Source organism: Anaerotruncus rubiinfantis (assembly GCF_900078395.1).
Taxonomy (GTDB): Bacteria; Bacillota; Clostridia; order Oscillospirales; family Ruminococcaceae; genus Anaerotruncus; species Anaerotruncus rubiinfantis.
Genome location: NZ_FKLA01000009.1, coordinates 164237 through 179942, shown reverse-complemented (window position 1 = coordinate 179942; position 15706 = coordinate 164237). Strand labels below are relative to the sequence as shown.

The window sequence follows — 15706 nt, the reverse complement described above, 5'->3', positions numbered from 1 at the left end:
TTGCCGACGCATCTGCCTGGCCATAAACCCGGTATAATAGCCGCTCTGCGGCTATTATACCACAGGATGCCGTCCGGCAAAAGTAATTTTATGGAATTTTACATTGGTAAAAAAAGGACGGCCAATGGTAGCTACTCATAAAACAGTATCACAACAAACTGAAATAGGGTAGCTGCCATACAGGGTGCAAAGAAAGGCATTGTATCCAATGAGGATACAATGCCTTTCTTGTCATTTTGCCTTTTTCGAAATTAAATCATTAAAAATATCGCGTCTATCTGTATTGGATTTATTAGTAAAGTCTACATCATCATACCATTTGATTAAAAAGTCTCTTGTTTCATCGTTGATGTCAAACCCATTAAACACAAAAAAACCAAGCAAATAATTAATATAATCGATTCTGTCTGGCTTTTTCAGCTCGTTGTTATCAAGAAAATCTAATACAACATCCAATGCTTCCAAAGTCAAAGAGAAACACTTGTTTAACTCCTCTGGTGTGAGGCTGCAAAGCTGATTTTCTTTTGTATCAGATGGCATGGGTGCGTAATTATTGGAATGGGCACGTCCTGTTACTATCTCATATGCGGGGTTTAGTGCCGCAATCGGATAAGACACAGTCGTTTTTTGAGGAGTAAAGAAATTATCATAGCCCACCTCTGACAATTTGCTCCGAAACAGGTTTGTATATTGTGTATAAATGTCAATACCATGTGCTTTTAATTTTGAAAAACGCATCTGAATAATGCTCACTCTACTACCTGCATTATTCAAGACCTCAAACCACTCTATTTGCTCATCTTCCGATAAGTCTTCAGCCGAATTGATTGTGTAATTATAGTTTTTAATTTTACTCTTAATTTGCAGCAATAAACTCACAACTTGCGGTGATTTTAGAGTGGACCTTTTTTGTGTATAGTCAAAAAGTGCCGTATCTTCTTTATAAAGTAGTATGCCTACAGGTATTTGATTGTTTCGTATTGCTCCCTGCACTTCTGTAAAGATACCCTTTCCTAAATCTAATACAATATTGCGAAAATCCTCGTGGTTAGTATAAGCTTTATAGTTAGTTGTTAACCTCTGCTGTCCATCGACTACGGAATATTGTCCTCGCTCTACTTTTTTGAGAAGTTCCCTATCAACAAATGAAACTTGCGGTACGCAATCCTCAGTATTCAAGATTACATTAATGGAAATAGGAGACACAGGTGCTTTACCCAGAAGCTGATAATTCAGTAATGATATACATTTTGCAATAGTCCAACTCAAATCTCTTTGATATAATGGCAATGAAATTGTTTGGTTATCGATTTTTTGACACATATCAATAATAGACATCTGGTGGCTTTTTTTTGTGGGGTTGAAAGAAGCGGCATTGACTAAATCTTTATTTATCCTCATAAATTCTCTTTCCTTTCTTGCTGCTATAAATAGCAGCTTTGTTAAATATAATTAAATTATATCAATACATTCTAAAAAGTCAATAGCTGCTACGCATTTTTCGTAATCGCATTAAAGATATTATCCTTCATTCAGAAGCTTCTTCCTTTACGCTGAAATGCCCCATAAGTCTTTTGGTATGCTAAGGTTTTAATATGTTCCTTTATCAACACTATAATAATGAAATTGTTACGCAGTAGAACGCCATTTTGAGGGGTACGAGTATAAAACCCTTACCTACCCTCATTTTGCCTTTGCAACGCCGCATGAATACAGGCTTTTTCAACCTCTATTGCGTGACAAAGAACCCCATAATTTAGAGAGGGCGCAAGCGGTCTATCCGTTTGCGCCCTCTTGATTGCCCCATAGCAAGGACATGGAAAACCGTCAAGGGCGGCGTAGCCGTTCATCTTGACCCTTGACGGTTTTTCATGGCTTTTCTACTTATGCGGCGACTGATACTCCAGTTGGAACTTCAAAACAGCCATAAGCAGCTTGGCGTTCAATCGCTCTTTCATATCGGCGTTCCCTCTGCTTAGTCTGCCTATGTAGGCTTTGTGCCGTTCCTGTACCGCAAGGAGCGCGGCGGTATCGCCTGTGATTGCCCGTTCAATCACTTCATAGGGAACAAGGTCGTATTTGCTATTTTTCATCATTATTCATCTTCTCCATTTCTGTCCGCAACTGCTTCAAAGCTGCGTTTTTCTGATAGTTGACCGTTGTGCGCGGTTTTCCCAATAACGCCGCAATCTGCTTATCTCTTAATTGCAAATAATAACGCATAAGGATAATCTCCCGCCACCGTTCCGATAGGCACAACAAGGCTTTTGCTAACTTCTCGCTGTCAACAATAACCGTCTGCCCGTTGACTTCAAAGGCAGTAAGCTTGTCCTGCAAGACAAAGTATTCGTCCATGCTGTGCGGTGCAAAAGACGTGTTCTCTTGCAGATACTCAAAGGATATTTCACGCTGCACCTTGCGCTTCTGCTCCCTGTAATAATTACAGGCTTCATTGTGCAATACGGCTTTGCAAAATGCGTGAAACCGGCGTTCAATACTTTCTCTGTATTCTGTGGATAACATTATGTTCACCCCCTTTCCGTTTGGAATGAGGGCTATAACAAAAACCGCCTGTACAGCGCAAAACTGAACAGGCGGCTATGCTATATGATATGACAAGGCATTTATGATGATGTGAGAGATCCTCTTGACAGCCGCAATATCCCGTAGGCAGGAACGGGCTTTTTTTGACAGGTAGCCGTTAGGCGGCATAAAGCAAATATATAAAGACATGGCAATACCTCCTTGATACCGCCATATCCCTGTAAGTCGTCATAGGTTTGCTTTGGACACAGCAAAACGGCGGCTCTGATTTTCTCAAAGCCGCCGCTTCAAATAGGCGTGTCAAATCATCTGCTGGACGACGGCTTTTTTCTTTTGCCGTCGTGCGGCAATTATATCAGGTGTTCAATTCTTCCCGACTGTATCTCGGCCATATGTTGTGTAATCTGTTCCTTAGACCAATCCCACCATTTTATTTTAAGCAGAGTATCAATCGTATCTTGTGTAAAGCGTTTTCTTATTGGTTTTGCCGGAACACCGCCCACGATTGTGTATGGTGGAACATCTTTTGTAACGACGGCGCGTGTTCCAATGATAGCGCCGTCCCCAATCGTAACTCCTGCCATGATAACAGCTTCATATCCAATCCAAACATCATTCCCAATAACAATATCGCCTTTGTTGTCCCACGCTTTCGTAATATTCTTTACATCTAATCCCCATTCTTCAAAAAAGATAGGGAACGGGTATGTTGAAAGTGAAGATAAGGTGTGATTTGCACTGTTAAAGATGAACTTCGCTCCGCAAGCTATCGAACAAAACTTTCCAATTATCAATTTATCTTTATTGATTGGATATTGGTACAATACATTGTTTTTTTCAAAGTCTTTCGGTTCGCGAACAAAATCGTTATACATCGTATAATCGCCAACTATAATATTGGGATTGGAAATAATACTTTTCAAATAGACTGTATCTTTATCTTTTGAGCGCGGATAAAGCTTCTCGGTCATAATTTCTCCTTTCCTGTGAGTGGAAATACAAATTTTTTGATATGGTCAAATTGATTATTTACCGCATAATACACCGCCTGCTCCTTTGCAGAGTAAACAAAAGAAACTCTGGTAGCCCATGCTCCCTCCTGCCGGACAGCATAAAGAAATGTAAATGCGTCTGAAACCGAAAAATCGTTTTCATAGTTATCCAATAATTGCAAAGCCCTTTCGTACCTGTCATCACCCGGTACAATATAGTTCTTCGTGCTTTCCGGTTTCAGCAAAGAATAATTCGTTATCAAAGAGTATTTTTTATGTTCTTCCCGATAACCAATCCCCGGCTCGATTATCAACACTCGTCCATGAACATCTGATAACATAGCCTGCATGGTGGCATCCGGCGCATATGTAATCTTCTTTGTTTTTACAATCCGAAGCGCATCATCAAAGGAAATTTGCGCCTTGATAAATTGTTCTGTCAAATCTGCAATCGTCATGCAGCCTGGGCTGTCCCTAAATGCTCCGGCAGGATTGCCATGTACATATAGCAATGTTCCAACATTTCCGTTTTGATTAACGCCATGATAAGAGTGATAAATTCCGTCTGGACGCAAAATTCCAATATAGAAACGTTCCTTTCCTTCAATCACTCTATGTTTCCATACGGAGAGGTCAATGTCAAAATTAAACCCTGTAATAATATCATTTCCATGATAAACAAATCTGGTACACATAATAATTGCCTTTCCTATAATCTTCGTATATTTTTCTTTTATATTACAGCTATTGAAACAGATATTCTATATACCGTATGACACCGAACCAATTTGTATAAAAATAAGGGGCTGCAACTTGGCAGCCCCTTACGATTACTTCTGATATATAATTTTCCGAACGGCATATAAAGATAAACAATATTTTTCAGATAAGCATTCCATAGAAATACCGCTTTGGTATTCTTCTTTTATCTGCTGATTACGCTGTTCCAATTCTTGCCGATAGCCGGAAACTTCTCCCCAACGCTTTTGCTGTTCCTGCTCAATAGGCACATAGATATACCCACCTTGAACATAGTTTTGCAACTCTTTTACCAATGCGTCAGGAAGAACAACTTGTGCATTTAAATATTTCATGCGGGCTTCCTCCTTGATATGATAGTCAAGTTGCAAAGCCAGCATTTTTATTTTGCGACTATTTTACTCCATGCAACCGTCGCAATCTACTGGCTTTGCATGGAGAAAACCTTTATTTTTCTTTTCGGTGTTGATGCACATATAAATCACTTCTTTCGTCCTAATCTAAAGGCTGATACAAAATTAGTGTAGCATATCATTAGTTCTGTATCAACTAAATTGTGGTTTATTTTGCCTCTTATTCTGCCTCTGTCTTTGGCATTTTTCGATTTTCCCCGTATTAAGAAGTGAGAGAACTTTTTTAAAAATCTTCTCTGAAACTTCGTCAAAATCGCCCCCTGCGGTGTTGTAGGTAGTGAAAGGAGAAATGCGAATGGAGAATAGGAAAAGGAATGTACAAATCATTGTACGAGTAACAGAGGAAGAACGGGCGTTGATTGAAAAAAAGATGAAGCAAATACCGATGATAAATCTATCTGCTTACTCTCGAAAAATGCTTATCGACGGGTACATTATTGTTTTAGATTTGCAAGAGGTCAAAGCGCATACGGCGCAGCTTCAGAAAATCGGTGTAAACGTCAATCAGATTGCAAGGCGTATCAATGAAACAGCGCACATTTACACCGACGATATGGACGAGATAAAGCGGCTCATGAAAGAAGTGTGGCGATTGGAGCGTCGGCTGCTTCTGCAATTCAAGAGGCTTACAAAATGAGGGTTTGGGATACTTCCCAACAAGCGTTTTGCAGGGCAAAATACGGAACAGGCTATCCGGTTCCTATGCTTGCTACGAAACTGTAAACCCCGATTTCAAAGGAAAGGACGGAAAGGAATGGAACGGAAACGAATACTTAAAAACGGGCATATCGTGGTAAAAAATCCGCTTGCCTATGAATTGCCAAAGCGAGAAGTCGCGATAAAATCCGGCAGGACACTTTATCGGTTTACGGGCAGCTATGACGGGGAAAGGAGCCTGCCCCATAAGGTTTTACGGCTTATGGAACAGGAAAAAGCGAAGAAAGATGTTGATTAAAAACGCCGGAGCCGATACAATAGATACAAGCAATCCTGTATTGGCAGACTGCCCGCCGATAAAGGAGGAACATTCTATGTTAAGGCAGTCTGACAAAATTACCGCCCTCTATTGCCGCTTATCACGCGACGACGAATTACAGGGCGACAGCAACAGCATTGTAAATCAAAAGGCGATTTTGAGTAAATACGCAAAGGAAAATGGCTTCAAAAATATCTTGTTTTTCGTGGACGACGGGTATTCCGGGGCGAACTTCGATAGACCCTCTTGGTGTGAACTTGTTGAGAAAATCGAAAACGGCGAAGTAGCGACCTTGATTGTTAAGGATATGTCCCGTCTTGGGCGCGACTATCTGCGCGTGGGACTTTATACGGATGTTCTTTTTCCCGAAAAGGGCGTGCGGTTTATCGCTATCAGCAATGGCGTAGACAGCGCAAACCAACAGGAAAACGACTTTACCCCATTTTTGAATATCATCAACGAGTGGTATTGCCGCGATACAAGCAAGAAGATACGCGCTGTGATGAAGTCCAAAGGGGAAGCGGGGGAACATCTTTGTACCAACCCGCCCTACGGCTACATAAAAGACCCCGACAACAAAAAGCGTTGGATTGTAGATGAAACCGCCGCCGAAGTAGTCAAGCGGATATTTGCTCTCTGCTTAGAGGGTTACGGGCCGTCGCAGATTGCCCGCATTCTGAAAGATGGAAAAGTCATAACGCCGACTATTCATTTTCAGCGGACAGGCAGGGCAACGAGGAACACGCCGCCGGACAATCCGTACAACTGGACGGGCGACACCATAGCCGATATTTTAGAGCGTCCAGAGTATCAAGGGCATACGGTAAACTTCAAGACCTCCAAGCAGTCCTACAAGAGCAAAAAGACCTGTTACAATCCCAAAGAAAAACAGCTTGTGTTTGAGAATACCCATGAAGCAATCATAGACGCTGACACATGGGAACGGGTACAGGACTTGCGGAAGAATAAACGCCGCCCAACAAGGACGGGCAAGACCAATCTGTTCTCCGGCATTGTACGCTGTGCCGACTGTGGGGAAAAGCTGTATTACTGCACAAGTAGAAACTTTGAAGCGCGGCAAGACCATTTTGTTTGCTCTACTTCAAGGCTCAAAGGGAAAGAAGTTTGTCCGACGCACTTTATCCGCGCCGTTGTATTGGAACAGGGTGTCCTTGCTCATATGCGTCTTGTGATTGCCTGTGTGTCTACCCATGAAGAACGATTTAGAAAAGCTATGGGTGCGAAGCAGAAAGTCGAAGCGAAAAGGGAACTTACGGCGAAGCGGCGGCAACTGACGCAAGCGGAACGGCGCATTAAAGAATTGGACAGGCTATTTAAGCGTATTTATGAAGATAACGCCAACGGAAAACTTTCCGACAGCAGATTTCAAATGCTCTCTGACGATTACGAGCAGGAGCAGGAAGAATTGCGGGAAAAGCTGTTGCAACTGAACGAAGAAATTATACAGCAGGAAGAACAGGCAGAAAACATTGACAGGTTTATCGGTAAGGTACGGAAGTATTTAGACTTGGACGAGCTGACGCCCGCTATTCTGAATGATATGGTAAAGGCGGTATATGTTCACGCTCCCGACAAGTCAAGCGGGCATAGGGAACAGCAGATAGACATTTCCTATGACCTTGTGGGAATACTCCCCGCGACCTTGCTCTATGACCTATCAAACGGAGAAACGGCATAGCCGAAGCTACGCCGTTTCCCGAAAACATTCTTATGCTGTTTTATGAGTGCTGCCCTAACGGCCGTCCTTTTTTCCATTCAGCTTTTGGGGATATATTTGTCAATGATCCCGCGTGCTTTTTCGGTGTCCTCGAGCATAAGCATGATCACATAATCCCCTTGTTCAAAGATCTGCGCGTCCTGCGCGATCTGATAGGAATTATAGATGTCGTAATTTTCAAACTCCTTGACACGGCTGAGCTTCACCTTTTCGAGCGCTTCGCGCACAGTGAGCACCTCGTCCTCGACAGGTTTCAGGATGAACACATCGGCCACGCCGAACCGGCCGCTTGAATACTTGACCACGTAATCCTCCAGCATGTCCGGATCAATCAGAAACTTGTCCTGCAGCACCCTGTCGTCAGCATCGGATATTCCGGCCATCGTGATCTCCGCGTAGATTTCACGGATCGCCTGTTCCGGGTCGGCGACCTCCACGACCGAAATGGAGGAGATGGGCAGCTCGGTCACGTCCGCTGCCGGTTTTCCGCAGCCGGACAGAGCGGATAGGAGCGTCAGCGCGCACAGCAGCGCCAAAAGCTTCTTCATGGCAGCACCTCTTTCCCTTGCAACATTAGGTACAGGTATCCCGTACCTAACTAAGTATAACGGATTTTGCAGGTTAGTCAAGCAGACGGGCGGAAGCTTCAAACAATGTTTACTTTTCGGGGCGCCTGCGGCCGCGCCGCCTCGTTACGGGAAAAGCGCGGATATTTGGCTGTCCGCGTTTGGCGAAAATAGGAAAATGAAGGCAGCTGCCCGACAAAAGAAAGTCAGTTTTCTTTTTTGAAATACTCAATTGCCATTAAAACAATGCCTAAAAGCAGGAATACAATTGAAATCACAAAGTAAGGCATTATGCCAAATTCAGATATCGTAGTTAAAAATCTTCCCGGTGGTGTTGGCCATTCAGAAGTTAAATTATTGGCTGCCAGCAAAGTGATGGCCAACGTCCAAATGCTCCCAATCAATGAAATAAAACCACCAATTAAAACCTTTTTCATAGTGCTTAGCTCCCAACAACTTCCGATTTGTCTTTTTATTTACCTTATCATATCTTTCTGTTTCAATCAAGGCATAGCGAAATTGGTGAAGTCACTACCCATCAGTCCAAAAGTAAAAAGGGACGGATGCGTCAGGTCCTTGCAAAAAGAAGTCGAATTTGGTATCATGATAACAATATTCTTTTAAGGCCGGTGCGGCTTTATTTTCGGAAAGAGGTTCGATAGCATGACGACTATGGATAAGGTGATCGTCGGGATCAGCATAGCATGCCTGATTGGAGCAGTTCTGTACCAGTGCATGCTGGCGATGCGGGTTAAAGCCGGGCTCGCTGGTGAACATAAACGGGTTTCCAAAATCCTGCGCAGCTACGCCAAGCTGCGCGGCGCACAGGTCATTGATGACGCGGTTCTGGTAAACGATGGGCTTTCCGGCTGGGCGGACCACATCCTGATTGGTTATTTCGGGGTGCTGCTGGTCTATGACCTGACTTACCCCGGCATCTATTCCGGCAAGGCGGACGACGAGAGCTGGACGGTTGCCTTGGACGATTCGGTCGGCAGGATCAAAAATCCTTTCCCGATTGCGGGACAGTGTGCCGGAAGGGTCAATACCCTGCTCAAAAAGGAAGGGATCAAGGTAACTGTGGAACGCGCCGCGGTGCTCACCGGACGCGGGCGTAAGCGTACCCAGACCTATGTCATGAGTGAGGATGTAGTCCTGCTGCGCAATCTGCGCGGTTATCTGAACAAGACGAAGTTCGACGAGGACCGCGACGTGGACATTGAAAAGGTTGCCGCGGCGCTCAAGGCGGGGCTGAAGCAGCCGGAACCGGTACCGGAGAAACAGCCGGAGACAAAACCGGAGCAGGAAAAACAACCGGAACAGAAAGCGTGAATCCTGCGGGGCGGCCATCCGGCCGCCCCGTATCTGCCGCTCCCGAATATGAAAAAACGCGGGAGAAGGGCTGCTTTCCGTGGAACTGTTACAGGCGGTTCAACCAATTTGTGCGGCAGGGCTGCAATTTGGACTGTGCGATCATGCAAAATTTGATGGTTTTATCGAATTAAATCGTCAATTGCGTTGACTATCCCGCGGGATGGAAATATAATGAGAATAATGCGTCATTGACCGTTATTTTCAATTGGGAGGAAATGAATGATGGCAAGGGTTTATAACTTCTCGGCCGGCCCGTCGATGCTCGCGGAAAGCGTTCTGAAACGTGCCGCCGCCGAGATGCTTGATTACAACGGATGCGGGCAGTCGGTCATGGAGATGAGCCACCGCTCCAAAGAATTTGAAACGATCATCGCTGAATGCGAAGCGCTCCTGCGGGAGGTCATGGGGATTCCCGACAATTACAAAGTGCTGTTTTTGCAGGGTGGCGCCTCCACCCAGTTCGCCATGGTTCCGCTCAACCTCATGAACGGTTCCGGAAAGGCGGATTATGTCGTCACTGGCCAGTTTTCGAACAAGGCGTATCAGGAAGCCTGCCGGTTCGGTCAGGTCAATCTGGTCGCGTCCTCAAAGGACAAGAATTTCAGCTATATCCCGAAACTTGATCCCGCGGCCTTTACCAAGGATGCGGACTATTTCCACATCTGCATGAATAACACCATCTACGGCAGCGTCTACCATGACCTGCCCGAAACCGGGGATGTGCCGTTGGTGGCGGATATGTCCTCCTGTATCCTGTCGCAGCCGGTGGATATCTCCAAGTTTGGCCTTATCTACGCGGGCGCACAGAAGAATATGGCCCCGGCCGGACTCACCGTCGTGATCATCCGGGAGGATCTCATCGGGCATGCGCGGGAAAGCTGCCCGACCATGCTCAACTACAAGTCCCATGCGGACAACGGCTCGATGTACAATACCCCGCCCTGTTACCCGATCTATATCTGCAAGCTGGTTCTGGAATGGATTCGTGACGAGATCGGCGGACTGGCGAAGATGGAGGAACGCAACCGGAAAAAGGCAAAACTCCTCTATGATTACCTTGACGCTTCCGGACTCTTCAAGGCGCCGGTTGAGAAAGCGGACCGTTCGCTGATGAACGCGACGTTTGTCACCGGGGACGTCGAGCTTGACAAGAAATTTGTGGCCGAAGCGGCAAAAGCCGGGTTTGTCAATCTCAAGGGCCACCGTTCGGTCGGTGGCATGCGCGCGTCCATCTATAACGCCATGCCCATCGAAGGCGTGGAGAAGCTGGTCGGGTTTATGAAAAAGTTTGAAGAGGAGAACGCCTGATGTATAATATTCAGATCCTCAACAAGATCAGCCCCAACGGGCTGGATGTCTTTGACAAGAACAAATACCGCATCAGCGATGACGTCGGCAATCCGGACGGGATACTGGTGCGTTCCGCTTCGATGCACGAGATGGAGCTTCCGGAATCGCTTGAGGCGGTCGCGCGCGCGGGCGCCGGCGTCAACAACATCCCGGTGGACAAATGCAGCGAGCGAGGCATCGTCGTATTCAACACCCCCGGCGCGAACGCGAACGCCGTCAAGGAAATGGTCATCTGCGGCCTGCTCATCTCGGCGCGCAAGATCTATCCGGGCATGGTCTGGGTGCAGACGCTGAAGGGCGAGGGAGAAAATGTCCCGAAGCTGGTGGAAAAGGGCAAATCGAAGTTTGTCGGGCCGGAGCTCTACCGCAAAAAGCTCGGCGTCATCGGTCTGGGCGCGATCGGCGTCATGGTTGCGAACTTCGCACGACATCTCGGGATGGAGGTCTACGGCTACGACCCGTATATGTCGGTCGATACGGCGTGGAATGTCTCCCGCGACATCAAGCACGCGACCAGCCTGCGCGAAATTTATGAAAACTGCGACTTCATCACCCTGCATGTTCCGGCGACCTCCGAAACAAAAGGGATGATCAATTCCGAATCGATCGCCATGATGAAACACGGCGTGCGCATCCTCAACTTTGCGCGCGGTGAGCTGGTGGTCAATGAGGATCTGCTTGAAGGCCTCGAGGAAAAGCAGATTCGCTGCTATGTCACAGATTTCCCGAGCGAGGAACTGCTTGGCCAGCCTGGTGTGCTCGTCATCCCGCACCTGGGCGCGTCCACGCCCGAGAGCGAGGACAACTGTGCCAAAATGGCCGCCCAGCAGATGGTCGATTACCTCGAAAACGGAAACATCCAAAATTCGGTGAACATGCCGAGCATCCATATGGATCGCAGCGGAGATATCCGGGTGGCGATCATCCACCGCAATATCCCGGCAATGCTCACCAAGATCACTACCATCCTTTCGGACGAGGGGCTCAACGTCGAAAACCTCACCAACAAATCCCGGAGGGACTTCGCCTATACGATGGTCGACATCAACGGCGTTATCACCGATGATATCGTTGCCAAGCTGCGCGCGATTGAAGGTGTGATCCGGGTGAATATTTTCCACTAAACAGCAAATCAGAACCCAACCGCGCGGCCGGCCGGCCGCGCGGTTTTTTTATTTCATGGGGCAATATCCGGATGGGGAATTCACAGAATAGCCACGATTCGTGCAAAAAAACATGCTATAATGTACCATATTCGCGACATCATTAAACGTTTAATTAATTTTGGGAAAAGGGATGAGGAACTATGGCGGGCGTATCGATTCCTGCGCTCACAGGGGAAATGGTTGCGGAAACCGAAAAAATTATTGTGGGGAAAACAGCGCAGATCAAACTGATGATCATGACCATTCTGGCGGAAGGGCATATCCTGCTGGACGATATGCCGGGCGTCGGCAAGACGACGCTCGTCAAGACCCTTTCCAAGGTGCTCGGCTGCGATTCGCGCCGGGTGCAGTTTACCCCCGACCTGCTGCCGTCAGACATCGTGGGCATGAACATCTACAACCAGAAAAAGGGCGAATTCCAGCTGATGAAGGGTCCGGTCATGACAAATATCCTGCTCGCGGACGAGATCAACCGCGCGATTCCGCGCACACAGTCCGCGCTGCTTGAGTCGATGGAGGAAAAACAGGTCACGATCGACGGCGAAACCTTTCCGCTTCCCGTTCCGTTCGTGGTGATGGCCACCCAGAACCCGGTCGAATCCGAGAGCACCTTCCGGCTCCCGGCGGCGCAGATGGACCGGTTCATGATACGGCTGTCGCTCGGCTATCCGCAGCACGCGGAGGAACGAGCCATGCTCGACAATCTGGGCGACGCTGTCCCGCTCGAAGCGGTGCGGACCGTGACCTGTGCGGAAGAGCTGGCCGCAATGCAGCGGCAGGCGCGGGAAATCGCCATCGCGGGCGATGTGGCGGACTATATTGTTGCAATCGCACAGGCGACCCGTGTACATCCGCTGGTGAAGCTCGGCGTGAGCCCGCGCGGGTCGCGCGCTCTCTATAAAGCCGCCAAGGTCAGAGCCGCGATGGAAGGCCGGAATTTTGTCACGCCGGATGATGTGCAGGAAATTGCCGTCCCGGTGCTGGCGCACCGTATGATGCTCTCAAATGAGGCGCGTCTCTCCCATACCGGCAACGCGCAGATTATCGAAAAGATTCTGGAGGAGGTGCCGGTCCCGCCGGCCCGGAAGGACCGTTTCTGATGGCTGAGGAGCTGAGAAAGGAAAAGAAGCAGCGGATTGCGGGGCTTTCCAGTGTGATGGTCAGCGCCGGGTTTCTTGCTGGGGTACTGGTGGCCATCTGTCTGGCGGTGCTGGGAGGGCAGATGCTGCTGGCGGCGTTTCTGCTTTTCGTGCTGGCGATCTGCCTGATGTCCCGGTTTTGGGGACAGAAGGCGCTTAAAAACGTAATTGTCGAAATTGGGGCTGAATCGGCCAATATCTTTGCCGGGCAGGAAGTCGTGATCCGGTACCGGATCACGAACGGCAAGCTGCTGCCGCTTGTCTGGCTGGAGCTTTTGCAGCAGACCCCGCCGAACAACTGCCTTACCCCGGGCGACGACTTCGAGGTGTACGAGCTCACCGTGCAGGAAAAGGAGCTGGAGGACCGCGAGGTTGTCCGCACATTGCTCAAAAAGAAATTTGCTTTTATCATGTGGCACCAGACACTCGAATGGGACAGTTGCTGGACGGCGCGCCGCCGCGGTATTTATCCGCTTGACCATGTGCTTTTGCGCTCTGGGGACGGGTTTGGGCTCACCCAGATTGAAAAACCATATCCGGTGGAGCGCAGCCCGGTCTTTGTGGTCTATCCAAGGATTGTGCCGGTGCGCACCGACCTCTTTTTGCAGAACCTCTGGGATGCGAAATCGGGCGCGAAGGGATACTTTGAGGATCCGACCGTCATCCGCGGAGAACGCGCTTACCAGAGCACTGATCCGTGGAAACGGATCAACTGGCGGATGGCGGCGCGTAAGGAGGAGCTTGAGGTCAAGTTATATGAAACGATCATGCCGAAATCGGTGCATTTCATCCTGGACGGCGGATCCTTTTTAAACCGGAGCCCGGACAATGAGGAGCTGGAGCAGGCCATCAGCCTGTTGGCTTCGGCCGCGCTGCGGCTGGAGGAAGCGCAGGTGCGGTGCGGGCTTTCTCTGCCCGCGAGCAGGTCGATGGGTGCGGTAAACCTCTTTTCGGCGGATCAGAGCGCCGCGGTTTCCGACCTGCTGTTCAATCTGGCGGGCTACGATCCCGAAAGCCCGGCATCGGCCTTTGAGGAGGCGGAGCTTGCCCGTGCCAAGGAAGGCATCGGGCAGGTTTACTTCTTTACCTATGATGTGGCGGAAATCTCCTGCAAGGGGCTGCTGGACGAGCTGGGCATCTACAGTGTGACACTGGTTCCATACCGCGAATATCTGCCGTCCAGGGAGTCGGGAGCGGAATTTTTGGATTATAAAGTGGTCCCGCTGCATACGCTGGAAGGGGGCGGCGCGCATGGGTGAACGACGGGCATCGGTTGCGGATTTTACCGCGATCTTTACTGAGCTGAGCTTTATGGCCAGCCTTTTCTTCCAGTTTTCCTTTCTGCAGACCGACGTGGCAATGGAGATTGAGATCCTGCCATGGGCCTGCATGGCGTTTTTGACCTACCTGTTGAACCTGTGGGTCACAAGGCGGGGATGCACCATCCCGCAGCTGGCTGCGATGGGTGCGGCGATCTATGCGGTGCAGCTGGCCCTGGTGTTTCTGTTTTTTTCCTCACTGCAGGGCATTGGGCCGCATCTCTTTGCCGTTTTGTTTGTGGGGATCGCTGTTTTCCGCTGTGCCTATATCTGTGTGGTGCCGATTCCCAGGGACCGGTATCTCGGCTACACCGAATGCGCGATTATCGGTACGGCTCTGCTCATTTTTACCCAGATCGGCGTGGTGGCCTTCCCGCCGCTTTATAATGTCTGCCTCTTTGCGTCGGTGGTGCTCAGTTTTCTTTCAACCGTGCGCGCCCGGGTCACCAGCGATAAAAGCGAAACTCTTTCGCTTTCAAAAGGCCAGGGGATTGTGGCGCTCTGCGCAATTGCAGCGGTGGCTGCCGCACTGCTTTTTGCAGCGGGCTCGATGTTCGCGCTGCCGGTGCGGCAAGGGCTGCAAACAGCCGTGGTCACCGGCGTTTCGGCCATAAAGGCGATTCTGGGCGCGGTTGGCGCGTTTATCCTGTGGCTCTTTTCGCTGCTGCCCGCACCGGACCAGCAAGCCTATGATATGGGCGAGCCGCTGCCCGGGATGGGGATGGCGGGCGAACCGGAGATGGATCTGCAGATGCTGCCCGGATGGGTGCTGGTGCTGCTTGTGGTGGCGGCGCTGGCCGCGGCCTGTATCTTGGCGGTTATCCTGCTGCGTAAGATGCGGCTTTTGCGGGTGCAGGCCGCGCCGCGTGGGAAAACGGCGGTCAAACGCCGCAAATCCCCGCTGTCCGGCGCGTTTGGGCGTTGGTTTGCGGCAAAATGGCTTGCGGTAAAATTTTTCTGGTGCAGCCTGTGGTACAAAAATACGCCGCAGGGCCTGATGGTGTTTCTGGAAAACTGGGGCCGTGCGCATAAAATCCCGCGCGGCCAGGGCGAAACCTGCCGGTGTTACTTGAAGCGGCTGACGGATGCGGCCGGTATGCAGGACGAAACATTGCGCGCGCGGCTTTCGGAGTTGTGCATCCAGCTCGACCGCTTTTATTTCGGCCCCGAAGACCGGGACAGCCTGCGCCATGCCATGCCGGGAAAGGAAATTTCCACGCTGCGCCGCGCATGCAGGAAATATTTGCTGGCAAACATCAAAATTAAGATTGAGCGAGAAAAAAAGAGTATGGAAGAGAATACGTGAGATTGGGAGACTACACTTTAGCGGGCGAAATTGAGCGCTCCCCGGATATGCCAACCGGACGCAG

Annotated in this window: 17 protein-coding genes; 9 read left to right on the top strand and 8 right to left on the bottom strand. The window is 49.1% G+C overall.

Going from position 1 to position 15706, the window contains the following annotated elements; all coding sequences use genetic code 11:
- Window positions 1-231: 231 nt before the first annotated feature.
- From BN4275_RS16995 to BN4275_RS06210, 6 genes are all read right to left on the bottom strand, one after another.
- Window positions 232-1401, bottom strand: a complete 1170-nt coding sequence (locus BN4275_RS16995; RefSeq protein ID WP_242863594.1) for a GmrSD restriction endonuclease domain-containing protein — start codon at window positions 1399-1401, stop codon at window positions 232-234.
- A 479-nt stretch (window positions 1402-1880) separates the two neighbouring features.
- A complete protein-coding gene (locus tag BN4275_RS06230; RefSeq protein ID WP_242863592.1) occupies window positions 1881-2093 on the bottom strand; it encodes a helix-turn-helix domain-containing protein in 213 nt (70 codons plus the stop codon).
- Entirely contained in the window at window positions 2083-2523 is a 441-nt protein-coding gene (locus BN4275_RS06225; protein WP_066455556.1) for an RNA polymerase sigma factor, read from the bottom strand. The genes BN4275_RS06230 and BN4275_RS06225 overlap by 11 nt, the downstream gene beginning before the upstream one ends.
- A 371-nt stretch (window positions 2524-2894) precedes the next feature.
- Window positions 2895-3515: a CatB-related O-acetyltransferase gene (locus BN4275_RS06220; protein ID WP_066455553.1), complete on the bottom strand. Its 621-nt coding sequence runs from the start codon at window positions 3513-3515 to the stop codon at window positions 2895-2897.
- On the bottom strand, window positions 3512-4231 hold the full coding sequence (locus BN4275_RS06215; protein WP_066455549.1) for an Ntn hydrolase family protein: 720 nt from the start codon (window positions 4229-4231) through the stop codon (window positions 3512-3514). Before BN4275_RS06215 ends, BN4275_RS06220 begins: the two co-directional genes overlap by 4 nt.
- Window positions 4232-4366: 135 nt before the next feature.
- A complete protein-coding gene (locus tag BN4275_RS06210; RefSeq protein ID WP_202614985.1) occupies window positions 4367-4630 on the bottom strand; it encodes a CD3324 family protein in 264 nt (87 codons plus the stop codon).
- A gap of 373 nt (window positions 4631-5003) precedes the next feature.
- On the opposite strand from BN4275_RS06210, the gene BN4275_RS06205 reads away from it, so the two are divergent.
- The 3 genes from BN4275_RS06205 to BN4275_RS06195 all read left to right on the top strand — a co-directional run bounded on the left by BN4275_RS06205 (window position 5004) and on the right by BN4275_RS06195 (window position 7383).
- Window positions 5004-5345, top strand: coding sequence for a plasmid mobilization protein (locus BN4275_RS06205; RefSeq protein ID WP_066453415.1), 342 nt, complete (start codon window positions 5004-5006; stop codon window positions 5343-5345).
- 117 nt (window positions 5346-5462) lie between these two features.
- The gene (locus tag BN4275_RS06200) at window positions 5463-5663 is read left to right on the top strand and encodes a hypothetical protein (protein ID WP_066453412.1); all 201 of its coding nucleotides are present in this window, start codon (window positions 5463-5465) and stop codon (window positions 5661-5663) included.
- 76 nt (window positions 5664-5739) lie between these two features.
- Window positions 5740-7383, top strand: coding sequence for a recombinase family protein (locus BN4275_RS06195; RefSeq protein WP_066455541.1), 1644 nt, complete (start codon window positions 5740-5742; stop codon window positions 7381-7383).
- A gap of 77 nt (window positions 7384-7460) precedes the next feature.
- Here BN4275_RS06195 and BN4275_RS06190 read toward each other — a convergent pair whose 3' ends face one another.
- Window positions 7461-7970, bottom strand: a complete 510-nt coding sequence (locus BN4275_RS06190) for a DUF4358 domain-containing protein (protein ID WP_066455539.1) — start codon at window positions 7968-7970, stop codon at window positions 7461-7463.
- Window positions 7971-8194: 224 nt separating this feature from the next.
- Window positions 8195-8425 carry a hypothetical protein gene (locus BN4275_RS16990; RefSeq protein WP_079988118.1) on the bottom strand — a complete coding sequence of 77 codons (231 nt, stop codon included), beginning with the start codon at window positions 8423-8425 and terminating at the stop codon, window positions 8195-8197.
- Window positions 8426-8651: 226 nt separating this feature from the next.
- On the opposite strand from BN4275_RS16990, the gene BN4275_RS06175 reads away from it, so the two are divergent.
- From BN4275_RS06175 to BN4275_RS06150, 6 genes are all read left to right on the top strand, one after another.
- A complete protein-coding gene (locus BN4275_RS06175; protein WP_066455518.1) occupies window positions 8652-9320 on the top strand; it encodes a nuclease-related domain-containing protein in 669 nt (222 codons plus the stop codon).
- Window positions 9321-9584: 264 nt separating this feature from the next.
- Window positions 9585-10670, top strand: coding sequence for a 3-phosphoserine/phosphohydroxythreonine transaminase (gene serC / locus BN4275_RS06170; protein ID WP_066460237.1), 1086 nt, complete (start codon window positions 9585-9587; stop codon window positions 10668-10670).
- The gene (locus tag BN4275_RS06165; protein ID WP_066455515.1) at window positions 10670-11836 is read left to right on the top strand and encodes a phosphoglycerate dehydrogenase; all 1167 of its coding nucleotides are present in this window, start codon (window positions 10670-10672) and stop codon (window positions 11834-11836) included. Before serC ends, BN4275_RS06165 begins: the two co-directional genes overlap by 1 nt.
- A gap of 182 nt (window positions 11837-12018) precedes the next feature.
- Window positions 12019-12978, top strand: a complete 960-nt coding sequence (locus BN4275_RS06160) for an AAA family ATPase (RefSeq protein ID WP_066455511.1) — start codon at window positions 12019-12021, stop codon at window positions 12976-12978.
- Window positions 12978-14276 carry a DUF58 domain-containing protein gene (locus BN4275_RS06155; protein ID WP_066455509.1) on the top strand — a complete coding sequence of 433 codons (1299 nt, stop codon included), beginning with the start codon at window positions 12978-12980 and terminating at the stop codon, window positions 14274-14276. Before BN4275_RS06160 ends, BN4275_RS06155 begins: the two co-directional genes overlap by 1 nt.
- Window positions 14269-15642, top strand: a complete 1374-nt coding sequence (locus BN4275_RS06150; protein ID WP_066455507.1) for a hypothetical protein — start codon at window positions 14269-14271, stop codon at window positions 15640-15642. Before BN4275_RS06155 ends, BN4275_RS06150 begins: the two co-directional genes overlap by 8 nt.
- Window positions 15643-15706: the final 64 nt, after the last annotated feature.